Raw genomic sequence first — 20,887 nt, forward strand, 5'->3', positions numbered from 1 at the left:
ACGAGTTGGACATTCAAACACTAGGAATAACCGTACTTTGGACGTTCCTCTATGGATATCTCATCGTTGCCTCAATTGACTTCGGTGCTGGATTTTACGCATTTTACTCGAAATATACAAAACGAGATCATTTGACGAATCGATTGATTTTACGTTATCTTTCGCCCGTTTGGGAAGTGACGAACGTTTTCTTCGTTTTCTTCTTTGTTGGTCTCGTCGGGTTTTTCCCGGACACAGCTTATTACTATGGAACGGCACTTCTCGTGCCTGCATCAATCGTACTCGTTCTGATTGCGATTCGCGGTAGCTTTTATGCCTTTGCGAACTACGGTTCGAACGATAGTATGTTCTATACGTTTCTCTATGGTGCGACGGGGCTCTTGATTCCGGCTGCGATGTCGACGACGTTGACGATTAGTCAAGGTGGCTTTATTCGTAAAACGAATGAAACGGTTGAGTTTTTAGGGACGAAATTGTTTACGAACTTTTATTCCTGGTCAGTCGTAGCACTTGCGATTGTCTCTGTCCTTTATATTAGTGCGATGTTCCTGTTGTTCTACGCAGATAAGGCGCGAGACGTAGGGGCGAGTGACTTGATTCGGAAATGGGCGCTCTTTTGGAGCATTCCAACGATCATCGTCTGTGGACTTGTTTTCTTTGGTTTAAAGAATCAAGCTGCATGGCATTATGAAAACATTTTGAATGGTAACTGGTGGTGGTTCGCAGCAAGTTTTGTGTTTTTCTGTGTTGCAGTCGCACTCGTCTACCTGAAGCGGAATTATGGAATTGCCTTTATCGCTGTCATGGCTCAATACGGAGTTGCATGGTTCGGATACGGCTATACTCATTTACCGTATATCTTATATCCGTACATCGATATCAATAAAGCGGTCGTTAACGAAACAATGGCGACGTCGCTTGTCGTAGTCTTTATCTTCGGACTATTATTATTGATTCCGGCACTCTATCTGATTTTACGATTGTTCCTGTTTGATAACGATTATGTCAGAGGCGAAAAAGTAAAAAAATAGCGAGATCTTAAACGCCTTCACGCACTGTGAAGGCGTTTATAGTATTTTAAGAAGGAATCGGGTACACTACTACTGACGAAGCGAAATCTGAAGGAGAGTTGAACATGAATGGAGAGTTTGCAGTAATTGGTTTGGGGCGTTTTGGTGGTTCGATCGTCCGTGAATTATCGAAGAATGGCTATGACGTTCTAGCGATTGATTCGGATGAAGAACGTGTCAATGAATACATGGGGATTGCGACACACTCCGTCATCGCGGATACGACGGATGAGAACGTATTGAAAAGTCTTGGAATTCGAAACTTTGATCACGTCATCGTTGCGATTGGGGAAAACATTCAAGCTTCGATTTTGACAACGTTGATTTTAAAGGAACTCGGTGTTAAATCAATCACTGTCAAAGCGACGAACGATTACCATGAAAAAGTATTGCGGAAAATCGGTGCTGACTTCATTGTCCACCCGGAACGTGACATGGGGGTTAGGATTGCGAACGGCCTGATGAGTTCGAATATTTTGGATTATCTTGACCTGTCTCAAGAATTCTCAATCGTTGAAATCAAGGTCAGCGATCGCATGGCAAACAAAACGTTGATTGATCTTGATTTACGAAGTAAGTACGGCGCGAACGTCGTCGCCATCAAACGGGGAGAAAATGTCATGATTTCGTTACAAGCTGATGAAGTCATTGAAAAGGGCGACTACCTTGTCGTCATTGGAGAAAACGAAGACTTGGATCGTCTCGAACGAGCCATCCATAAAGTAAAAAGCTGAGGGATCTCCTCAGCTTTTTTTGTATCCCTTTTAAATTAATTGGAATTTTTTTAAACCGTGCGCGATGCCGTCTTCAAGAATGTGTTTCGTGACGAAGTCGGCGGCGGCTTTTGTTTCGTCTAATCCATTGCCCATCGCGATGCCTGTTCCGACGTAGCGGAGCATCTCGAGATCGTTCAGCGCGTCACCGAAAGCAAACGTATCTTCACGTTTGATATCCGTTAAACGGAGGAATTGTTTAATTCCATCGGCTTTCGACGATCCGGCATTGATGACGTCCATCGCTTGTGGGTGCCAGCGAATGAAATCGAATGCTTGATAGTTTTGCGTATAAATCGATTCTTCTTCTGCCTGACAATAGACGAGGGTTTGGAAGATATCGTGCGTCTCGTAAGCTTCTTCATTATAAGCAGGGAGGGGAATATCGAGCGCGCCGAGTGACGTCGCGACGGTATCGTCTGTTTGACGCGTCGTGAAGCCTTGTTTCTCGCCGAGATAAACAAGTGTGTGCCCATTCTCTTTTGCACGTGATGTTAAATGTTTCAAATCATCGACGGGTTGCGGACGTTTATAGATGACTTTATTTTGATGAACGACGATTTGACCGTTGTAGCCAATGACCGTATCGATGCCGAGTTGCTCACGGACGCCTGACAGCATTGCAGGACCACGCCCGGTCGCGATGGCGACGTAAACGCCGTTTTCCTGTAGTTGTTTGATTGCCTGTTTTGTCGATTCCGGTATGAAATGACCATCGTGAAGCAAGGTTCCATCGATATCGAAAAAGACGACTTTTTGATTTGCCATGGTTTCACCTTCTCTATTTAATTGGCTGAATAGCCGTTTACAAATGAAAGTATAGCATAGCGCCTAGGTTCAAGCAGATATCAGTTGTTGAATAAGGATGAAAAAATGAACCGTTTTCGTGTATACTAATCTAAGGACAAAAAACAATGGACTGATAAGGAGTTGCTAAGTATGATTTTTAAAGTATTTTATCAACCGCTTCGTTCGGAAGCACCAGTAAGAGAACGGACAGAGGTTATGTATGTTGAAGGAGAGAGCATTCGTGACGTGCGAACATCGATTGATCATCTCATCAAAGACATTAATGTTGAATTCATCCGCGAAGTAAGTGGAGAATTCCTTGAGTACGAAAAACAAAGTGTTGACTACAAGGTAGCGACGTTCGCATGAAGTTCGTCAAAAACCACCAAGCAGCCGTATTCGCACTCGGCGGTTTAGGAGAAATCGGGAAGAACACATATGTGGTTCAATTCCAAGATGAAATCATCGTCATTGATGCAGGGGTCATGTTCCCAGAAGATGAATTGCTCGGAATCGATTATGTTATTCCAGATTACACGTATTTAATCAAAAATAAAGATAAAGTCAAAGGTGTGTTCATTACACACGGACACGAAGATCATATCGGCGGACTTCCTTTCTTATTAAAACAAGTGAACTTACCGATTTATGCGGGGAAAATTGCCCTTGGTTTAATCAAGGTCAAATTAGAAGAGCATGGTTTATTACGGACGGCGGAACTTCATGAAATTGATGAGGACTCGATCATCAAGTTCCGGAAGACAAGTATTTCATTCTTCCGGACGACACACTCGATTCCAAATTCGTTCGGTGTCGTCGTAAAAACGCCACAAGGCAATATCGTCCATACGGGGGACTTTAAGTTCGACTTCACACCAGTTGGGGAGCCTGCTGACTTAGCGAAGATGGCAGAACTCGGGAAAGAAGGCGTACTTTGTCTCTTATCTGACTCGACGAATGCTGAAGTTGAAGGATTTACAATGAGTGAACGGGTTGTCGGTGAAACGATTTCGGATGTTTTCCGGAAAGCGGATGGACGAATCATCTTTGCGACGTTCGCCTCGAACATTTATCGTCTCCAACAAGTCGTCAATGCCTCAGTCGAAGCAGGACGGAAAATCGTCGTCTTCGGTCGAAGCATGGACAAGGTCATGATGATTGGACAAGAGCTTGATTTCATCAAGGCACCTAAAGGAACAATCATCGAACCGAATGAAATGAAACGGTATAAATCGAATGAAATTACGATTCTTTGTACAGGTTCGCAAGGAGAGCCGATGGCAGCGTTAAGCCGAATCGCGAATGGGACACACCGTCAGATTTCAATCATTCCCGATGATTTGGTCATCTTCTCATCTTCACCGATCCCAGGAAACGTTGTTTCGGTCGGAAAAACAATCAACCAGCTGTATAAAGCAGGGGCAGACGTGATGTATGGTAAGCTCAACGATATCCATACGTCAGGTCACGGTAGTCAGCAAGAGCAACTCTTGATGCTGCGCCTACTTAAGCCGAAGTACTTCATGCCGATTCATGGTGAATACCGTATGTTGAAAAAACACATGTCGCTTGCGATGGATGCGGGTGTTCCGGAAGAGAACTGTTTCGTCATGGATAACGGTGAAGTCTTAGCACTCGATGCCAATGCAGCAGCGATCACTGGTAAAATCCAGGCGAATGCGGTATACGTCGATGGAAAAGGGATTGGAGATATTGGAAACATCGTGTTACGCGATCGTCGTATTCTTTCGGAAGAAGGACTTGTCGTCGTCGTCGTCACACTCGACTCGAAAACAAACCGTCTTGTTTCTGGACCGGACATCATTTCTCGTGGATTCGTCTACATGCGTGAATCAGGCAACTTAATTAAAGATGCCGAGCGCTTGTTGAAACGTTCGTTAGAACAATCATTAACGAACCGAAACACGAAGTGGACAGATATCAAACAAGTCATCAACGATACATTAACACCTTATTTGACTGAAAAAACACAACGTCATCCGATGGTCATGCCGATCATTATGGAAGTTTAACGAAAAAAGCCATTTCCTGAATCAGGAAATGGCTTTTTTGTTTCAAGGCGTGGAAGAGCTCATGTGGCAGGTCCATATTCCTTGAATGGTTCTTTTTTATCGATTCGATCGTAAAACATGATGCCGTCTAAATGGTCATATTCATGCTGGCAAACGATGGCTTTCATACCTTTTAATCTTAATTTTACAGGAATTCCGTTATGATCGATGCCAGTAAGGGTAATACGCATATAGCGTGGCACGTGACCTTCGACTTCACGGTCGACGGATAGGCAGCCTTCACCACCAGTTAAAAACGTCTGTTCGACAGAGTGGCTGATGATTTTCGGATTATAGATTCCGAACTCTAAAAGATCGTCGCCGTCTGGAAGTCGAATCGCGAACATCCGCTTATTGACACCGATTTGAGGAGCAGCAAGACCTATCCCGCTACGCAAATCGTACTTTTCAGCTATTTCATCATCTTGACTGTTAGCAAGAAACTCGCGCATCAAGCGCATCGTTTCTTTATCTTCCTCACTGAGTGGGAAAGTAACTTCCACCGATCGTTCGTGAAGCGTCGGAACTTCTTCGCGTACGATTTCATTCATGGTGATCATGAACAACACCCCTTTCATCTATAAAAATTATAGCACAAGCGAAAGGGGAAATTCATAACTAACACAGTTACAAATAGTTGAATAGTACAGAAGGAGAAACAGAAGGTTTTTGTGAAAGGCGTCACAAATGACGGTCGTAAAAAAAAATAAAACATTTCCTTTGATTTTATAGGCGTTACAGTTTTATACTTGTAACGTAATGAACAAGACATCAAATCGTGTCGAGTCATGTTAATACAGTTTACTCAACTGAATAGGTACACAGATATATGTTCAAGAAAGGTCACACGGGACTTCGATTTTTGAACACTATTGGTATGTGGGCAAATCAGTCAGAGGAATATTTCGCTGAGCACAGTGAAAGGATGAGGTGAAAAGATGAACTTAAACATGTTTAAAAACGTGGAAGAAAACTTTGAAACGTTCCGCATTCTTGACGAGAAAGGTGAAGTCGTCAACAAAGACGCTATGCCGGATCTCTCAGATGAAGAATTAACGGAATTAATGCGTCGTCTCGTATACACACGTATCTGGGACCAACGTGCAATCTCACTCAACCGTCAAGGACGTCTTGGTTTCTATGCTCCAGTAGCAGGACAAGAAGCGTCAATGATCGGAACACAATTCGCACTCGATAAGGATGACTGGATTCTTCCTGGATACCGTGATATTCCACAGATGGTCTTCCATGGCTTCCCACTCTACAAAGCATTCTTGTTCTCACGTGGACACATCACAGGCGGTAAGATTCCTGAAGGTGTGAACGTCTTAATGCCACAAATCATCATCGGCGCACAAATCGTTCAAGCTGCCGGTGTTGCACTCGGTCTTAAGAAAAGTGGTAAAGAGCAAGTAGCAATCACATATACAGGTGATGGCGGTTCTTCACAAGGTGATTTCTACGAAGGAATGAACTTTGCTGGAGCATTCAAAGCCCCTGCAATCTTCGTTGTCCAAAACAACCGTTTCGCAATTTCGACGCCGGTTGAAAAACAATCAATGGCAAAAACAATTGCACAAAAAGCGGTCGCTGCCGGCATCAACGGTATTCAAGTTGACGGTATGGACGTTCTCGCAGTTTACGCTGCAACGAAACAAGCACGTGTCGAAGCACTCAACGGTGTACCGACATTGATCGAAACACTCACGTACCGTTACGGACCACACACACTCGCTGGTGATGATCCGACACGTTACCGTACAAAAGATATGGATGATGAGTATCAAGCTCAAGATCCACTCGTTCGTTTCCGTGCGTTCATGGAAACAAAAGGTCTTTGGAACGAAGACAAAGAAAACGAAGTCATCGAGCAAGCAAAAGCTGATGTGAAAGAAGCACTTGCACAAGCTGACAAAGAACCAAAACAAAAAGTTACTGACTTCATCAACGTGATGGCTGAAAAGTTACCACAAAACCTGCAAGAGCAGCTTGATGAGTATACAGCAAAGGAGTCGAAATAACCCATGGCACAAATGACGATGATCCAAGCGATCACTGACGCAATGCGCGTCGAGATGAAACGCGACGAGCAAGTTCTCTTGTTCGGTGAAGACGTCGGTAAAAACGGTGGGGTATTCCGTGCGACAGAAGGTCTTCAAGATGAATTAGGCGAAGACCGCGTCTTCGATACACCACTCGCCGAGTCAGGTATTGGTGGTCTTGCAGTCGGGTTCAGCTTGACTGGTTTCCGCCCAATCATGGAAATCCAATTCTTCGGTTTCGTTTTCGAAGTGTTCGATTCAGTAGCAGCTCAGCTCGCGCGTCTACGTTACCGTTCAGGTGGTACGTACAGTGCACCAGTTACAATCCGTTCACCATTCGGTGGTGGCGTTAAGACACCAGAACTTCACGCGGATAACTTAGAAGGATTGATGGCTCAGTCACCAGGACTTAAAGTCGTCATCCCGTCAACTCCGTACGATGCAAAAGGTCTTTTGATCGCGTCAATCCGCGATAACGACCCAGTCGTTTTCCTTGAGCACATGAAACTCTACCGTTCATTCCGTGGCGAGGTTCCTGAAGGGGACTACACGGTCGAACTCGGTAAAGCAGACATCAAACGTGAAGGTACAGACGTTACAATCGTCACGTACGGCGCGATGGTCCACGCTTCACTTAAAGCAGCTGAGGAACTTGAAAAAGAAAACATCAGCGTCGAAATCATCGACTTGATGACAATCAGCCCAATCGATATCGATACAATCGTTGCGTCAGTTAAGAAAACGAACCGTGTCGTTGTCGTTCAAGAAGCTCAAAAACAAGCAGGTGTGGCTGCAATGGTCGCAACTGAAATTCAAGAGCGTGCAATTCTTGATCTTGAAGCACCGATTCTTCGTGTAACGGCTCCAGATACAATCTTCCCATTCGCACAAGGTGAAGACGTCTGGATTCCAGACCACAAAGATATCGTTGAAAAAGTAAAAACAGTTTACAATTTCTAAGCGTGATTCGGAAAAAGGAGAGGGGAAATTCTCTCCTTGCTTCCGTTTTAAAGATAACAATTGACTAGAAGAGTGAAATAAAAGGAGGCATATTCAAATGGGTTTATTTGAATTCAAATTGCCGGATATCGGTGAGGGTATTCACGAAGGCGAAATCGTAAAGTGGTTCGTAAAAGCGGGCGACACAGTAAAAGAGGACGACGTTCTTCTTGAAGTTCAAAACGATAAAGCGGTCGTTGAAATCCCGTCACCAGTTGATGGTACAGTCAAAGAAGTAAAAGTAGACGAAGGTGTCGTTGCTGTTGTTGGTGACGTATTAATCTCATTCGACGTCGAAGGTGAAGGTTCAGCTCCTTCTGAAGAAGCAGCTCCTGAACAACCTAAAGCAGAAGAAAACGCAAAAGATGTCCAAGACACGGATCAAAAAGTCGAAGACAAGCCGACTGAAGTTCAAATCCACAAATCAGAACGTGTCATCGCGATGCCTTCTGTCCGTAAATATGCACGTGAAAAAGGCGTCGACATCCGTGAAATTCAAGGTTCTGGAGACAACGGTCGCGTCGTTAAAGAAGACATCGATGCATTTGCAAACGGTGGTCAATCTTCTACTGCACCAGCTTCAGAAGAAAAAGCATCTGCACAAGCATCTGCTCCTAAAGCTGAAGTGAAACCGTATGTTGCTGCTCAACCTGAGCTTGAAACACGCGAAAAAATCAAAGGTATTCGTAAAGCGATTTCGAAAGCAATGGTCAACTCGAAACATACGGCACCACACGTAACACTTATGGACGAAGTCGATGTAACGAACCTCGTGGCACTCCGCAAAAACTTCAAAGAAGTTGCTGCAGCACAAGGTACGAAATTGACTTACCTTCCGTTCGTCGTTAAAGCATTGACTGCGGCTGCTAAAAAGTACCCGACTATCAACGCTTCAATCGATGATGCTAACGAAGAAATCGTCTACAAAAACTACTTCAACATCGGTATCGCAGCGGATACAGATAACGGACTTGTCGTACCTGTCGTCAAAGACGCAGATCGCAAATCAATCTTCTCACTCGCTGATGATATCAATGATTTAGCTGGTAAAGCACGTGATGGTAAACTTTCTGGTGAAGAGATGAAAGGCGGATCGATCACAATCACAAACATCGGTTCTGCTGGCGGACAATGGTTCACACCTGTCATCAACCACCCGGAAGTTGCAATCCTCGGTATCGGCCGTATTGCTGAAAAAGCAGTCGTTAAAAACGGTGAAATCGTTGCAGCACCAGTACTTGCACTTTCATTCAGCTTTGACCACCGTCTCATTGATGGTGCAACAGCACAAAACGCGCTTAACCTAGTTAAACGCTTGTTGAACGACCCACAACTTCTCATTATGGAGGGATAAGCAATGGTAGTAGGTGAATTCGCACAAGAAACAGATTTACTCGTAATCGGGGCCGGCCCTGGTGGTTATGTCGCTGCAATCCGTGGCGCACAACTCGGACTTAAAGTAACAGTCGTCGAACGTGAAAACGTCGGTGGTGTTTGCTTGAACGTTGGATGTATCCCGTCAAAAGCGTTAATTACAGCTGGACACAACTTCCAACATGCAAAAGGTTCGGACTCAATGGGGATCACATCTGAGAACGTTGCAGTCGATTTCTCGAAAGTTCAATCTTGGAAACAATCAGTCGTTAACAAATTAACGGGTGGTGTTGGCGGCCTTCTTAAAGGTAACAACATCGAAACAGTCGTAGGGGAAGCATACTTCCAATCTGAAGATACAGTTCGTATCATCAACGAAGATTCTTCAACACCTTACAAATTCAAAAAATGTATCATTGCAACAGGTTCGACTCCAATCGAACTTCCAGCGTTCAAATGGTCTAAACGTGTCCTTTCTTCTACAGGCGCATTGAACCTTCCTGAACTTCCGAAAAAACTCATCGTCATCGGTGGCGGATACATCGGAATGGAGCTTGGTACAGCGTATGCTAACTTCGATACTGAAGTTGTCATCTTAGAAGGAACAAAAGACATCCTTTCTGGTTTTGAGCCGGCAATGACACAAGTCGTTAAGAAAAAACTCAAACAAAAAGGCAACATCACAATCCACAACGAAGCACTTGCACAAAGTGTGGAAGAGACAGAAGACGGCGTTAAAGTAACGTTCGAAGTGAAAGGTGAAACACAAACAGTTGAAGCGGACTACGTCCTCGTCACTGTCGGTCGTCGCCCGAACACTTCTGATCTCGGTCTTGAGATGGCTGAAGTTAAACTTAGCGAGCGCGGACTTGTCGAAATCGATGATCAGTGCCGTACGTCTAACGAAAACATCTACGCAATCGGGGACATCGTTCCTGGACCACCACTTGCGCACAAAGCATCTTTCGAAGCGAAAATCGCTGCTGAAGCTGCTGCTGGACACCCGGCATACCTCGACTATAGCGCGATTCCTGCGGTTGTCTTCACAGACCCAGAACTCGCAACAGTCGGTTATACAGAAGCACAAGCGAAAGAAGAAGGTCTTGATTACCTCGCTTCTAAATTCCCTTATGCTGCAAACGGTCGTGCCCTTGCACTCAACGAGCCAGACGGCTTCTTGAAAATGATCACACGCAAATCAGACGGTCTCTTGATCGGTGCTCAAATCGCTGGTACAGGCGCATCTGACATGATCGCAGAGATGGGACTCGCAATCGAGTCTGGAATGACTGCTGAAGATATCGCACTCACAATCCACGCACACCCTTCACTTGGTGAAATCGCGATGGAAACTGCTGAAGTTGCAATCGGTAGCCCAATCCACATCATGAAATAAGCTTTAAGCCCTTAAGCGGGGAGCCGACCGCTTAAGGGCTTTTTTTCATTATCATATGCAAGAGGCTAAGGTATGGTCTTGGTAAAATAAAAAGTACGGGCGAAGGATTTGATATCCTGCGCCCGTACTTTTTTGAGAAGCTGTAACGTCTGCTTTCGTTTGAATCATCGAATGGCATTCGATTGTTGAATGACTTTAATTGTTTCGAGTGAATGATCCTCAAGCCCTTGGACAGGAAGACCCGCTTCGATATTTTCTTTAATATACGCTAAGTTATCCGTCGTAATCATCTCACCTGGAATGAAGATCGGGATGCCCGGCGGATAGACCATCATGAATTCCGCAGAAATCCGTCCTACGGCTTGCGCGAGCGGAATCGTTTCCGTTTCTTCGTAGAAGGCATCGCGTGGACTTAATGCGAGCGCAGGTATGTCCGGCAACATGATAGAATGTGAAGTTGTTTTCGCACCTGTATCACGGTACCGCTCAACGAGTTCAGTCATTCCAGTCAGTAAGGCGTCAATCGTTTCCTCAGAGTCGCCTGAAGTGATGATTAAGAGGATGTTATTCAAATCTGATAGTTCGACTTCAATCCGGTGTTCTTCGCGTAAGAACTCTTCGACGAGGTGACCAGAAATACCGAGTCCTTTGACCGAAATCAATACTTTAGTCGGGTCGAACGCGAATGTCGCACTCGAATGTAAGTCCGATTCACCGAAGACGGCGAGGTAAGGCAACTTAGCGAGACCCATTCGCATCCGTGTCGATAGTTCAAGTGCGCGTCGGTTCATTGCCTCACCATTGATCGCGAGGTGGCGCCGTGCGCAATCGAGTGAAGCGAGTAACAGATACGATGTTGAAGTCGTCGTCAACATCGAGAGGACAGTCTGGACTTTATCGGGCGAGACCAGACCTCGGCGGACGTTCAAGACAGAACTTCCTGTGAGTGATCCACCCAGTTTGTGCACACTCGTAGCGGCTAAGTCAGCCCCTGCTTGCATTGCTGATAGCGGCATATCATCGTGGAAGCCGATATGGACGCCGTGTGCTTCGTCGACGAGGACAGGGATCCCTTTCCCATGAGCAAGCTTGACGATGCTCTCAAGGTCGCCTGCGACACCGAAGTACGTCGGGTTAATGACAAGTATCGCCTTCGTATCAGGATGAAGACTGAGGGCACGTTCGACGGCACTTGGTGTGATACCGTGAGCAATTCCAAACATTTCATCAAATTCAGGGTGAATGAAAATCGGGTGCGCTCCAGAAAGAACGATAGCCGACATGATCGATTTATGGACATTTCGCGGAACGAGGATTTTATCGTCCGGACCGACGACGCTCATGATCATTGCCATGATTGCCGTTGACGTTCCTTGGACAGAGAAAAACGTTTCATCTGCATGGAATGCTTGTGCCGCCAATTGATGGGCATCTTTGATAATCGTTTTCGGATGATGTAAATCATCGAGTGGAGCGATGTTGATTAAATCGATATCGAGTGCATTTTGACCGATGAACGATCGAAATGCAGGATCCATTCCTTGCCCATTTTTATGACCAGGAATATGAAATTGAATTGGTTGACGTTTCGCATGCGCGAGTAGCGCATCGAATAAAGGTGTATCGAGCTGTGTTAAGCTTTTTGTTTGCACCAGATTTCCCCCCTTAAAACCGAATAAAAAAACAATCAAACAAGCTAACTATAACAAGTTTTCATAACGTTGCAACTGTTTTATCTTCGATTTCATTGTAAAATAAGAATCGTGAAGAAAGGATGTGTCAGGATGGCTCTTAATTATCCCATCAACCCAGACTGGTCGACGAAGGAAATCGTCACCGTCATTGATTTTTTTAACATCGTTGAAGAAGCTTACGAAAAAGGTGTGTCACGTGAAGAATTTATGCGGACATATAAAGCCTTCAAGAAAATCGTGAATGCGAAGTCGGAAGAAAAACAACTCGATCAATTCTATTTCGAAGAAACAGGTTGCTCCAGTTACCGTGCGGTCCAACAAGCAATCAAACAAGACGAACCGATTTTACGAATGAAAAAATGAAGAATGATTAAGAGAGAAAGGCGAGGATCCCATTCGGAATTCCTTGTCTTTTTTTAGTGTGCATCCTACATATATCCTGAAAGGGAAACCGATTAGTTGTTTAGAATAAAGAAAAATGGGTTATATATTACATACAAGACGATATCGTTAAACTGTAATTTTTAAAAATAGATGCTTTACATCTAAGTTGAATCGTACTATTATAGATTCAATCCACTAATTAGTCGCAATTGTCTGATAATTAAAACGTTCATTTATCTCGCGAAGGAGTGTGGTTACTGTGAAACAAGTAATAGAAGCATACAAGAGAAAAGATGCAGAAAAACGCATTCCGGTATTGCGTCTCGAAATTGATTATGAGCTCGCAACATTGCACGATGCAATCGTAGAAAGTGATGCAGAAGCGGTTGGTGCCAGTAAAGAGCGTCTCGAAAAATACCGCCAAGAAATGGTGTTATTAGAGGCATGATTCAGTAAACGATAAACTAAAAATCAAATAAATTAAATCAATCAACCAGCGAAAATTTTCGCTGGTTTTCTTTTTTTGTTACTATGGAAAAGACAGGAATCATATAAAAGGAGTGAGGCGCATGCAAGGCATAGAGTTACATGCTATCGATTTAATGAAACGAGCGGGTAAATATATCCGTCAGATGATAGACCATGCGTATCATATCGAAGAAAAAACGAATAAAAGTGACTTAGTGACGGAGATTGACAAAAATGTCGAAGATTTATTAATTGAAGGTATCCTGAATCAGTATCCAGATCATCATATATATGGAGAAGAAGGGCGTGCGGCGCGACCTGAAACATTGGGTGGCACGATTTGGTTCGTCGATCCGATTGACGGCACGATGAATTTCATTCGCCAAAAACGCTTATTTGCGATTTCGATTGCCATCATGGTAGAGGGCGAACTTCAGTATGGATTTGTGTATGACGTCATGGCGGATGAGATGTTTCATTGCATTAAAGGACAGGGCGCATTCGAAAATGGAATTCGATTAGCGCCAATTGAAGAGAAGCCGGTTAGTGATGCGATCATCTGTATGAATGCAACGTGGGTGACTGCCAATCGAAGAATTGATGCAGCATTGCTAGCGCCACTCGTAAAAGACGCTGTTGGGGTTCGGGCAGTCGGTGCCGCCTCGCTTGAACTCGCTTGGGTCGCCGCGGGGCGTGTTGACGGCTACATTACGATGCGAAACATGCCATGGGATTACGCAGCTGGACAACTGTTGATTGAGGAGCTTGGAGGGCGCGTCGGGACGATTGAAGGCGACGCGATGACTTTCCAAGAACAAACGAGTGTTCTTGCAGGGAGTCGAACGTTCGTCGCAGACGTATTAACATATGTAAATAAATAAAACGCCCGTAAGGACGTTTAAGACTGTCTCCGAAGGCGGGCTTTCAAAACAAAACCGACGCCCATCGAAACAAATACTAGAAGTAGCGAGATGAAGACCATCAGCATGTTTTGTTCAGCGATGAAAATCCCGATCGCTGCCATCGAACCTACTGCTAATACTGCCAACAATAAAAAGACGAACCGCATATCATTTCCCCCTCGTTTTACGTGAGTACGTATTTAGTTTAGCGTGAAACGGGGTCAATGAAAAGGCTTTCGCTATAAGCTTGAATCATAGTCATTGCCAACTGCCACTCAACCTGTGCTATACTCTTAAAGTTGACCGAAAGTAATGTTGGATTATTTAAATGAATAGAAAGAGGTACACACTTATGACAACTTTAGTAAGAACTGATTTACGCAACGTCGCGATCATCGCCCACGTTGACCATGGTAAAACGACACTCGTCGATGAGCTTTTAAAACAATCTGGGACATTCCGTGCGAATGAACTAGTTGAAGAACGCGCAATGGACTCAAATGATATCGAGCGTGAACGCGGAATCACAATCCTCGCGAAAAACACAGCAATCGATTATAAAAATACCCGCATCAACATCGTTGATACACCAGGTCACGCCGATTTCGGTGGAGAAGTTGAACGTATCATGCGTATGGTAGATGGCGTTATCCTCGTCGTCGATGCACGTGAAGGCTGTATGCCACAAACACGTTTCGTATTGAAAAAAGCACTCGAGCAAGGATTACAACCAATCGTCGTCGTCAACAAAATCGACAAGCCGATGGTTCGTCCACTCGAAGTCGTCGATGAAGTCGTCGATCTTTTAATCGATCTTGGCGCAGACGAAGATCAACTCGAATTCCCAGTCGTTTATGCATCGGCAGTCAACGGCTCAAGTTCATTTGAACCTGAACTTGATAAACAAGAAGATACAATTACGAACGTTCTTGATTTGATTCTTGAGCACACACCAGCACCTGTCGATAACAGCATGGATCCACTTCAGTTCCAAGTTACGATGCTTGATTATGACAACTACCTTGGTCGTATCGGAGTTGGTCGTGTCTTCCGTGGAGAAATCAAAGTCGGCGATAGCGTTTCGCTTTCTAAACTTGATGGATCAATCAAAAACTTCCGTGTAACGAAATTATTCGGATACTTCGGCCTTAAACGCGTTGAAATCGAAGCAGCGAAAGCTGGAGACTTGATCGCAATCGCAGGTATGGAAGATATCAACGTCGGTGAAACAGTGTGTCCAACGTCACACGTCGATCCACTTCCATTGCTTCGGATTGATGAGCCAACACTTCAAATGACGTTCATCGTCAACAACTCGCCATTCGCTGGTCGTGAAGGGGATCTCGTTACTTCACGTAAAATCGAAGAGCGTCTTGAAAAAGAACTTGAAACAGATGTTTCGCTTCGTATCGAAAACACAGATTCTCCTGACCGCTGGATTGTTTCAGGTCGTGGTGAGCTTCACCTTGGTATCTTGATCGAAAACATGCGTCGTGAAGGTTACGAAATTCAAGTTTCGAAACCACAGGTAATCATCAAAGTTGAAGATGGCGTTAAAGTCGAGCCGTTTGAGCGCGTCGTCATCGATACTCCTGAAGAGTATACTGGTGGAGTCATGGAATCGATCGGTCTCCGTAAAGGTGAATTGACGAACATGCAAACAATGGATAACGGTCAAACGAAAATGGAATTCATCGTTCCTTCACGCGGTTTGATTGGTTACCGTAACGAATTCTTATCTGCAACACGCGGATACGGCATCATGAACCACACATTCGAAGAGTACCGTCCGTTCATCAACGCAGACATCGGTGGTCGTCGTAGTGGTGTTATGGTTTCGATTGAAACAGGAAAAGCGACTGCTTACGCAATCTCTGCTCTTGAAGACCGTGGAACGATCTTCATCGAGCCAGGCCTTGAAGTATATGAAGGAATGATTATCGGGGAATGTAACCGTGACGTCGATCTCGCTGTTAACGTTGTTAAAGCGAAACAATTGACGAACATGCGTGCATCTGCGAAAGATACGACAAACGTTCTTAAACGTCCACGTGTCTTCTCACTTGAAGAATCATTAACATTCTTGAATGAAGATGAGTACTGTGAAATTACACCGGAATCAGTTCGTCTTCGTAAACAAGTGTTGAACAAGAACGAACGTGAAAAACAAGACAAACGTCGTCGTCTTGGAAAAGACTGAGTTCTTAACAATGTAAGGGGGACTGGCAATGTCTGCACAACCTGCCGTTGCTTCTGATTTCTCGAAATTCGATATTCCTGCCGTCGCCAGGTTTCTTGGCGTCGGGAGTGATCCGAATAACTTAAGTGCGGGTTTCAATGCATTGATGATTACGGTCGTCATTTTGACGCTCGTCGTGTTTAAGCTAGGTTTTGCAAAGGAATTAGCTTGGTGGAAATCGCTGATCGTCTATCTTTTATTAGCTGTCTTTTCAGCGGCTTTAACACTCGTCTTTTGGACGTGGCCGATTCCTGAAGTATTGCTTGCGATGGTCGCCATCCTCGGGATTTATCGTTTCCGGATGTGGCGTGTCAAACGCGATCGAGAACAGACTGCATCTTAAATTCATTTGATTCGTTTAAAAGTCCGTCTTCCTTGTGAAGGCGGACTTTTTGTTTTATCGTTCAATCGGTAAATAAAGGAATAGAAACGAGAAAGTCAGGGGAAAAACCTTTAAGGAGTGATGAAAATGAATAAATGGAGCTGGCTCGCCCCGCTGAGTCTTACGATGTTATTAGTCGGTTGCGCGACTGATTCAAAGACGGAGGAGTCGAGTCAAACAGATGCTAAACAAGAGACTGAAGAGGGAGCCGACATCATTTTCGAGTCCCTGCAGGCACCTTGGAATGTCGAGATGTCAGGGGATACATTTTATATTACAGAACGAGATGGAAAAATCGTCGAAGGAACGCAAGGGGATTATTCGCGAACAGCCCCACGTCTGACGGAAGAAGTCGTGGCGGAAGGGGAAGGTGGACTACTTGGAATGGCCCTTGATCCCGACTTTGAAGAGAATCAGCTCGCTTATGTATACCATACGTATGAACAAGCAGGTGAGCTACGGAATCGTGTCATTTCAATCGAACGGAAGGATGGGGACTGGACGGAGAAAAGCATTTTACTGGATGGCATTCCTGGGTCCTCGATTCATAATGGCGGTCGAATCGAGATTGGGCCGGATGGTTACCTGTACGTCACAGCAGGAGATGCTGCAGTTCCCGAGAACGCGCAGAAGCTGTCCTCTTTGGCCGGAAAAATTTTACGGATGGACTTAACGGGAGAGCCGGTTGAAGGGAATCTGGAGGGATACGTCTATAGTTATGGTCATCGTAATCCACAAGGTCTTGTTTTTGTCGGAAATCAGCTTTTTGCGACCGAACATGGTCAAAGCGGACATGATGAAATCAATAAGATTGAACAGAAAAATTATGGATGGCCGTTGATTGAGGGGACGGAAAAACAACAAGGATTAGTCACACCGTGGTATGAAGTGGGAAATCGCTCCGTTGCACCAAGCGGGGTGACGGAACTTGATGGGAAGTTGTATTTCGGTACGTTGGTCGGGCAGAGCCTTCGCTCGATTGAAGAGAGCACGAAGCAAGTCGAACAAGTCGTAACGGATCGTGGACGCATTCGTGACGTCACGACAGATGGAACTGCACTATATTTCCTTACGAACAATACGGACGGCCGTGGAAATCCTGGGAAGAATGATGATGTTTTTGTCCGCTTCGACCCGTAAAGATATGAAAAGCTCCTTCGACATCATCCGGATGTCAGAGGAGCTCAAAGTTACTTCAGCATAGAAAGTAAGCCGTCACCATCTTTTTTTAGCAGACGCCCACGTCGGATATAAGTTAAAGTTCCCGGTTGCTTCGCGCGCAATCGTCCGTTGCTCGATACGCTCATTGCATTCATCGCACAAATAGATGCGAACCGGTTTGTTACGTAAGCGTTTTGCTGCGAAGGACCAGTCGTCGATCGTTTCGCGTTTATCGCAGATAGTACATTTTACACGCATTTCGAGGTCCTCCTCTTTTTTTACTAGTATACCATATTAAAAGATTATTCAGATGTAAAAAAGGGAATTGAACAACATGACTCGAAACTAAGTCAGTAAGATAAATAGGGGGGTGACACCATGGCAAATAAAATGGAACATCGTCTGAATCTAAAGCAACTCGAAGCGTTATCCGATTTACCACTCGTTTTTTTAATCACGCACGATCAATCGAAAAGTTGGCCCATCACTCATGCAATCAGTTGGGTTTATGCAAAAGATGAACAAACGGTCCGATTTGCGATTGAAGCCGATTCGCATATCGTCAAGACGTTGGCAGAGCATCCTGTTTTCACATTAATTTTCTTTGCCGATCAATCTGCCTATAGCTTGACGTGTACGGAGGTTAAGCGCTGGGATCCGGCAGCCGAAGTGCCATTAAAGCTTGCATTTTACGAAGGAATGGTAGAAGAAGTACGCGATATTTTATTTTACGGAGCCGCTGTATCCAATCGTCCTCGTATCGAGAAAACGTATGACGAAACGGCAGCGTTACGTCTAGATCAACAAATGCATGCGATTCTAAAAGCGTAACATTCATCAAAACTCGACTCTAAAGGGGCGAACGATGGAATGAAAAAAATATACGTGCTCGATACTAATGTCATGCTCCACGATCCATTATCTTTATTTCAATTCCAAGAACATGATGTCGTCATACCGGCAATCGTCTTAGAAGAGCTGGACGGGAAAAAACGAAATATGGATGAAGTCGGGCGGAATGCTCGAGAGACCGCGCGGATTTTGGACCAATTAAGGGAAGCGGGGCATCTTCATGCAGGGGTCCCGCTCGGAAATGGCGGCATCCTTCGTGTCGACATCGGCGACACGATCAGTGACGTCTCACCGTTCACACATGAATCGAATGACAATAAGATTCTCGAGTTGGCGTGGTCGATTCATCGAGAGCAGCAGGAACTACAGAGTGGACGTGACGTCATTCTCGTCTCAAAAGATATTCTCGTTCGTGTAAAGGCAGATGCGTACGGACTTGTCGCAGAAGATTACTTGACGGATCATATTGCGGATTTGACAGGGTTATATACGGGTTTCATTGAAGCAGTCGTCGACCAGGAATACATCGATGCCTTTTACGAAGACAAACGACTCTCAGTGGATATCTTGAATGAAAAAGTTTATCCGAATCAATTCGTCATTTTAAAAAGCAATGTATCGAAAGCTTCAGCTTTCGCTGTCGTCGATCAGGAATTGCCTATCATCCGGGCACTTTCGCTTGATATCAATCAAGTATGGGGTGTCGTCCCCCGTAACGTTCAACAGCGCATGGCGTTCGAATTGTTACTTCGGGATGATGTTCCGCTCGTTACACTCGTCGGCAAGGCAGGAACGGGGAAAACATTGCTCGCACTTGCGGCCGGGTTGTTGCAAGTCGAAGATGAACATCGTTATAAAAAACTAGTCGTCGCGCGTCCTGTCGTTCCGATGGGAAATGACATCGGCTATTTACCGGGTGAGATGGAAGAGAAGCTTCGACCATGGATGCAACCGATTTATGATAATTTGGAGCATTTGTTCAATACGGGTTCGGGTGATGAACTTGGAAATATCCTAGCGGGCATGAAATCGATTCAGCTTGAGGCATTAACTTATATCCGCGGGCGGAGTATGCCGGGACAGTTCATCATCATCGATGAAGCACAAAACTTAACGAAACATGAAGTGAAAACGATTTTGACTCGTGTCGGGGAAAACTCGAAAATTGTTCTCGTCGGGGATCCGCAACAAATTGACCATCCGTATCTCGATGAATATTCAAATGGTCTATCCTATGCAGTTGAACGGTTAAAAGGTGAACAAATGACAGGGCACGTCAAACTCGTCAAAGGGGAACGGTCGAACCTCGCGCGTCTTGCGGCCGACTTGCTTTAAAAAATAAAACTGCCCTCTTTTCCTTCAGTCGTTAACGTTAGAAGGAAAAGAGGGCAGTTTGCTATTAGATGACAGTGATCCGATTGACCGAACGGACGACTTGATCTTGATAAAGTAAATGAACGGGACCATCGGTTAAGACTTTCCCGTCTTTTGAAAATTGTAAGTAGAGTTGAGGCAGTACCTCGAGTGGGAGTTCGACGGTATCGATTCCTTCAAAACGTAATTGTGAGGCATCGTTTAGTACTTCGGCATTTGTGATGAATGGAAGGAGTGGCATCGCGAACGTCCCGCGGAGTGCGTCATCTTTTTCTTCGCGCGTCATCGGTTTATTGTGATCGGTCCGACTCCCTTCCGTAATCCCCTTGTCCCAAGCAGCCCCCATTTTCGCATAGTATGCTTCAGCGGCATTATGCTCTGTCTCTTGTCCGATTTGTTCGACCGCAATCTTACGATCGTCAAAGATCCAGACGGTTGGATCAATCGTTAATGTGTACCGTACCTTACCTGTGATTGGAAAAATCATCTCTATTCCCCCTAAATGTGTGAATGCTACAAATCCATTATACCGAAACGTTGAATTGTTAGCGAAAGTAAGGTAAAGTTTATCTATAACAGGAACGCGTCATTTGATGAGGAGGGATTGGATTGTCAACTGAAATCGGGACAGTTCATCGCCAGCGCGCTCTTGAGCTACTAGAAGCGGATGCCCATAAAATCCGCCGGTTGATCGAGGTCCAGCTTGCGAATTTAACGATGCCACAATGTCCTCTTTATGAGGAAGTATTGGATACACAAATGTTCGGATTGTCACGCCAAATTGATTTTGCCGTTCGTCTTGAACTGATTGATGCGAGTGAAGGGAAACAATTACTCGAATCACTTGAACAGCAACTATCTGACTTACATGATGCGGAGACGTGCTGATTTTCTACTCAAACGTGAAATGCGGCGT

Annotated in this window: 23 protein-coding genes; 17 read left to right on the forward strand and 6 right to left on the reverse strand. The window is 44.9% G+C overall.

What is annotated here, in order from left to right; all coding sequences use genetic code 11:
- Positions 1-5: 5 nt before the first annotated feature.
- Both KNQ05_RS03040 and KNQ05_RS03045 read left to right on the forward strand, forming a co-directional pair.
- Entirely contained in the window at positions 6-1,031 is a 1,026-nt protein-coding gene (locus KNQ05_RS03040; RefSeq protein ID WP_088837471.1) for a cytochrome d ubiquinol oxidase subunit II, read from the forward strand.
- 104 nt (positions 1,032-1,135) lie between these two features.
- Positions 1,136-1,804: a potassium channel family protein gene (locus KNQ05_RS03045; RefSeq protein WP_029330962.1), complete on the forward strand. Its 669-nt coding sequence runs from the start codon at positions 1,136-1,138 to the stop codon at positions 1,802-1,804.
- Between the two features lie 30 nt (positions 1,805-1,834).
- On the opposite strand, the gene KNQ05_RS03050 is transcribed toward KNQ05_RS03045, so the two are convergent.
- Positions 1,835-2,611 carry a Cof-type HAD-IIB family hydrolase gene (locus KNQ05_RS03050; protein ID WP_088837470.1) on the reverse strand — a complete coding sequence of 259 codons (777 nt, stop codon included), beginning with the start codon at positions 2,609-2,611 and terminating at the stop codon, positions 1,835-1,837.
- A gap of 171 nt (positions 2,612-2,782) precedes the next feature.
- Here KNQ05_RS03050 and KNQ05_RS03055 point away from each other — a divergent pair, with 171 nt between their 5' ends.
- Both KNQ05_RS03055 and rnjA read left to right on the forward strand, forming a co-directional pair.
- Positions 2,783-3,001 carry a DNA-dependent RNA polymerase subunit epsilon gene (locus KNQ05_RS03055; protein ID WP_088837469.1) on the forward strand — a complete coding sequence of 73 codons (219 nt, stop codon included), beginning with the start codon at positions 2,783-2,785 and terminating at the stop codon, positions 2,999-3,001.
- Entirely contained in the window at positions 2,998-4,665 is a 1,668-nt protein-coding gene (gene rnjA / locus KNQ05_RS03060; protein WP_088837468.1) for a ribonuclease J1, read from the forward strand. Before KNQ05_RS03055 ends, rnjA begins: the two co-directional genes overlap by 4 nt.
- Before the next feature lie 59 nt (positions 4,666-4,724).
- On the opposite strand, the gene def is transcribed toward rnjA, so the two are convergent.
- Positions 4,725-5,264, reverse strand: a complete 540-nt coding sequence (def, locus tag KNQ05_RS03065) for a peptide deformylase (RefSeq protein ID WP_029330958.1) — start codon at positions 5,262-5,264, stop codon at positions 4,725-4,727.
- A gap of 378 nt (positions 5,265-5,642) precedes the next feature.
- Here def and pdhA point away from each other — a divergent pair, with 378 nt between their 5' ends.
- The 4 genes from pdhA (at position 5,643) to lpdA (ending at position 10,515) form a co-directional block, all read left to right on the forward strand.
- Positions 5,643-6,725: a pyruvate dehydrogenase (acetyl-transferring) E1 component subunit alpha gene (pdhA, locus tag KNQ05_RS03070; protein ID WP_026827895.1), complete on the forward strand. Its 1,083-nt coding sequence runs from the start codon at positions 5,643-5,645 to the stop codon at positions 6,723-6,725.
- A gap of 3 nt (positions 6,726-6,728) precedes the next feature.
- Positions 6,729-7,706: an alpha-ketoacid dehydrogenase subunit beta gene (locus KNQ05_RS03075; protein WP_088837467.1), complete on the forward strand. Its 978-nt coding sequence runs from the start codon at positions 6,729-6,731 to the stop codon at positions 7,704-7,706.
- Positions 7,707-7,803: 97 nt separating this feature from the next.
- Entirely contained in the window at positions 7,804-9,099 is a 1,296-nt protein-coding gene (locus KNQ05_RS03080; protein ID WP_214804402.1) for a dihydrolipoamide acetyltransferase family protein, read from the forward strand.
- 3 nt (positions 9,100-9,102) lie between these two features.
- Complete coding sequence (gene lpdA / locus KNQ05_RS03085) at positions 9,103-10,515, forward strand: dihydrolipoyl dehydrogenase (RefSeq protein WP_088837466.1); 1,413 nt, start codon at positions 9,103-9,105, stop codon at positions 10,513-10,515.
- 164 nt (positions 10,516-10,679) lie between these two features.
- Here lpdA and KNQ05_RS03090 read toward each other — a convergent pair whose 3' ends face one another.
- Positions 10,680-12,167 carry an aminotransferase class I/II-fold pyridoxal phosphate-dependent enzyme gene (locus KNQ05_RS03090; RefSeq protein ID WP_088837465.1) on the reverse strand — a complete coding sequence of 496 codons (1,488 nt, stop codon included), beginning with the start codon at positions 12,165-12,167 and terminating at the stop codon, positions 10,680-10,682.
- A 132-nt stretch (positions 12,168-12,299) separates the two neighbouring features.
- Here KNQ05_RS03090 and KNQ05_RS03095 point away from each other — a divergent pair, with 132 nt between their 5' ends.
- The 3 genes from KNQ05_RS03095 to KNQ05_RS03105 all read left to right on the forward strand — a co-directional run bounded on the left by KNQ05_RS03095 (position 12,300) and on the right by KNQ05_RS03105 (position 13,942).
- Complete coding sequence (locus KNQ05_RS03095; protein ID WP_029330953.1) at positions 12,300-12,572, forward strand: UPF0223 family protein; 273 nt, start codon at positions 12,300-12,302, stop codon at positions 12,570-12,572.
- 280 nt (positions 12,573-12,852) lie between these two features.
- Positions 12,853-13,041, forward strand: coding sequence for a hypothetical protein (locus KNQ05_RS03100; RefSeq protein ID WP_029330952.1), 189 nt, complete (start codon positions 12,853-12,855; stop codon positions 13,039-13,041).
- A gap of 121 nt (positions 13,042-13,162) precedes the next feature.
- Complete coding sequence (locus KNQ05_RS03105) at positions 13,163-13,942, forward strand: inositol monophosphatase family protein (protein WP_088837464.1); 780 nt, start codon at positions 13,163-13,165, stop codon at positions 13,940-13,942.
- 17 nt (positions 13,943-13,959) lie between these two features.
- Here the strand turns inward: KNQ05_RS03105 and KNQ05_RS03110 are convergent, their stop codons facing one another.
- On the reverse strand, positions 13,960-14,130 hold the full coding sequence (locus KNQ05_RS03110; RefSeq protein ID WP_157898488.1) for a DUF5325 family protein: 171 nt from the start codon (positions 14,128-14,130) through the stop codon (positions 13,960-13,962).
- A gap of 185 nt (positions 14,131-14,315) precedes the next feature.
- On the opposite strand from KNQ05_RS03110, the gene typA reads away from it, so the two are divergent.
- From typA to KNQ05_RS03125, 3 genes are all read left to right on the forward strand, one after another.
- The gene (gene typA / locus KNQ05_RS03115) at positions 14,316-16,163 is read left to right on the forward strand and encodes a translational GTPase TypA (RefSeq protein WP_029330949.1); all 1,848 of its coding nucleotides are present in this window, start codon (positions 14,316-14,318) and stop codon (positions 16,161-16,163) included.
- A 28-nt stretch (positions 16,164-16,191) separates the two neighbouring features.
- Positions 16,192-16,545 carry a YlaH-like family protein gene (locus KNQ05_RS03120; RefSeq protein ID WP_088837463.1) on the forward strand — a complete coding sequence of 118 codons (354 nt, stop codon included), beginning with the start codon at positions 16,192-16,194 and terminating at the stop codon, positions 16,543-16,545.
- A gap of 126 nt (positions 16,546-16,671) precedes the next feature.
- The gene (locus KNQ05_RS03125) at positions 16,672-17,724 is read left to right on the forward strand and encodes a PQQ-dependent sugar dehydrogenase (protein WP_157898487.1); all 1,053 of its coding nucleotides are present in this window, start codon (positions 16,672-16,674) and stop codon (positions 17,722-17,724) included.
- A 75-nt stretch (positions 17,725-17,799) separates the two neighbouring features.
- Here the strand turns inward: KNQ05_RS03125 and KNQ05_RS03130 are convergent, their stop codons facing one another.
- Positions 17,800-18,003, reverse strand: a complete 204-nt coding sequence (locus tag KNQ05_RS03130; protein WP_088837461.1) for a YlaI family protein — start codon at positions 18,001-18,003, stop codon at positions 17,800-17,802.
- Between the two features lie 120 nt (positions 18,004-18,123).
- On the opposite strand from KNQ05_RS03130, the gene KNQ05_RS03135 reads away from it, so the two are divergent.
- Together KNQ05_RS03135 and KNQ05_RS03140 are read left to right on the forward strand one after the other, a co-directional pair.
- Positions 18,124-18,576: a PNPOx family protein gene (locus tag KNQ05_RS03135; RefSeq protein ID WP_088837460.1), complete on the forward strand. Its 453-nt coding sequence runs from the start codon at positions 18,124-18,126 to the stop codon at positions 18,574-18,576.
- Positions 18,577-18,615: 39 nt separating this feature from the next.
- Positions 18,616-19,932, forward strand: a complete 1,317-nt coding sequence (locus tag KNQ05_RS03140; protein WP_088837459.1) for a PhoH family protein — start codon at positions 18,616-18,618, stop codon at positions 19,930-19,932.
- A gap of 64 nt (positions 19,933-19,996) precedes the next feature.
- Here KNQ05_RS03140 and KNQ05_RS03145 read toward each other — a convergent pair whose 3' ends face one another.
- Positions 19,997-20,458, reverse strand: coding sequence for a hypothetical protein (locus tag KNQ05_RS03145; RefSeq protein WP_214765245.1), 462 nt, complete (start codon positions 20,456-20,458; stop codon positions 19,997-19,999).
- A 122-nt stretch (positions 20,459-20,580) separates the two neighbouring features.
- Between KNQ05_RS03145 and KNQ05_RS03150 the strand changes: the two genes are divergently transcribed.
- Positions 20,581-20,859 carry an Fpa/YlaN family protein gene (locus tag KNQ05_RS03150; protein WP_029330942.1) on the forward strand — a complete coding sequence of 93 codons (279 nt, stop codon included), beginning with the start codon at positions 20,581-20,583 and terminating at the stop codon, positions 20,857-20,859.
- Positions 20,860-20,887 lie beyond the last annotated feature (28 nt).

It is taken from the genome of Exiguobacterium sp. s125 (genome assembly GCF_018618605.1).
Taxonomy (GTDB): Bacteria; Bacillota; Bacilli; order Exiguobacteriales; family Exiguobacteriaceae; genus Exiguobacterium_A; species Exiguobacterium_A oxidotolerans.

What these genes read in the sequence shown, in the direction of transcription:
- pdhA (WP_026827895.1), top strand. Translation starts at nt 5,643, where the DNA reads ATGAACTTAAACATGTTTAAAAACGTGGAAGAAAACTTTGAAACGTTC.
- KNQ05_RS03125 (WP_157898487.1), top strand. Translation starts at nt 16,672, where the DNA reads ATGAATAAATGGAGCTGGCTCGCCCCGCTGAGTCTTACGATGTTATTA.
- KNQ05_RS03140 (WP_088837459.1), top strand. Translation starts at nt 18,616, where the DNA reads ATGAAAAAAATATACGTGCTCGATACTAATGTCATGCTCCACGATCCA.
- KNQ05_RS03130 (WP_088837461.1), bottom strand. Translation starts at nt 18,003, where the DNA reads ATGCGTGTAAAATGTACTATCTGCGATAAACGCGAAACGATCGACGAC.
- KNQ05_RS03120 (WP_088837463.1), top strand. Translation starts at nt 16,192, where the DNA reads ATGTCTGCACAACCTGCCGTTGCTTCTGATTTCTCGAAATTCGATATT.
- KNQ05_RS03055 (WP_088837469.1), top strand. Translation starts at nt 2,783, where the DNA reads ATGATTTTTAAAGTATTTTATCAACCGCTTCGTTCGGAAGCACCAGTA.
- KNQ05_RS03080 (WP_214804402.1), top strand. Translation starts at nt 7,804, where the DNA reads ATGGGTTTATTTGAATTCAAATTGCCGGATATCGGTGAGGGTATTCAC.
- lpdA (WP_088837466.1), top strand. Translation starts at nt 9,103, where the DNA reads ATGGTAGTAGGTGAATTCGCACAAGAAACAGATTTACTCGTAATCGGG.
- def (WP_029330958.1), bottom strand. Translation starts at nt 5,264, where the DNA reads ATGATCACCATGAATGAAATCGTACGCGAAGAAGTTCCGACGCTTCAC.
- KNQ05_RS03135 (WP_088837460.1), top strand. Translation starts at nt 18,124, where the DNA reads ATGGCAAATAAAATGGAACATCGTCTGAATCTAAAGCAACTCGAAGCG.
- KNQ05_RS03075 (WP_088837467.1), top strand. Translation starts at nt 6,729, where the DNA reads ATGGCACAAATGACGATGATCCAAGCGATCACTGACGCAATGCGCGTC.
- KNQ05_RS03095 (WP_029330953.1), top strand. Translation starts at nt 12,300, where the DNA reads ATGGCTCTTAATTATCCCATCAACCCAGACTGGTCGACGAAGGAAATC.
- rnjA (WP_088837468.1), top strand. Translation starts at nt 2,998, where the DNA reads ATGAAGTTCGTCAAAAACCACCAAGCAGCCGTATTCGCACTCGGCGGT.
- KNQ05_RS03105 (WP_088837464.1), top strand. Translation starts at nt 13,163, where the DNA reads ATGCAAGGCATAGAGTTACATGCTATCGATTTAATGAAACGAGCGGGT.
- KNQ05_RS03110 (WP_157898488.1), bottom strand. Translation starts at nt 14,130, where the DNA reads ATGCGGTTCGTCTTTTTATTGTTGGCAGTATTAGCAGTAGGTTCGATG.
- KNQ05_RS03045 (WP_029330962.1), top strand. Translation starts at nt 1,136, where the DNA reads ATGAATGGAGAGTTTGCAGTAATTGGTTTGGGGCGTTTTGGTGGTTCG.
- KNQ05_RS03145 (WP_214765245.1), bottom strand. Translation starts at nt 20,458, where the DNA reads ATGATTTTTCCAATCACAGGTAAGGTACGGTACACATTAACGATTGAT.
- typA (WP_029330949.1), top strand. Translation starts at nt 14,316, where the DNA reads ATGACAACTTTAGTAAGAACTGATTTACGCAACGTCGCGATCATCGCC.
- KNQ05_RS03050 (WP_088837470.1), bottom strand. Translation starts at nt 2,611, where the DNA reads ATGGCAAATCAAAAAGTCGTCTTTTTCGATATCGATGGAACCTTGCTT.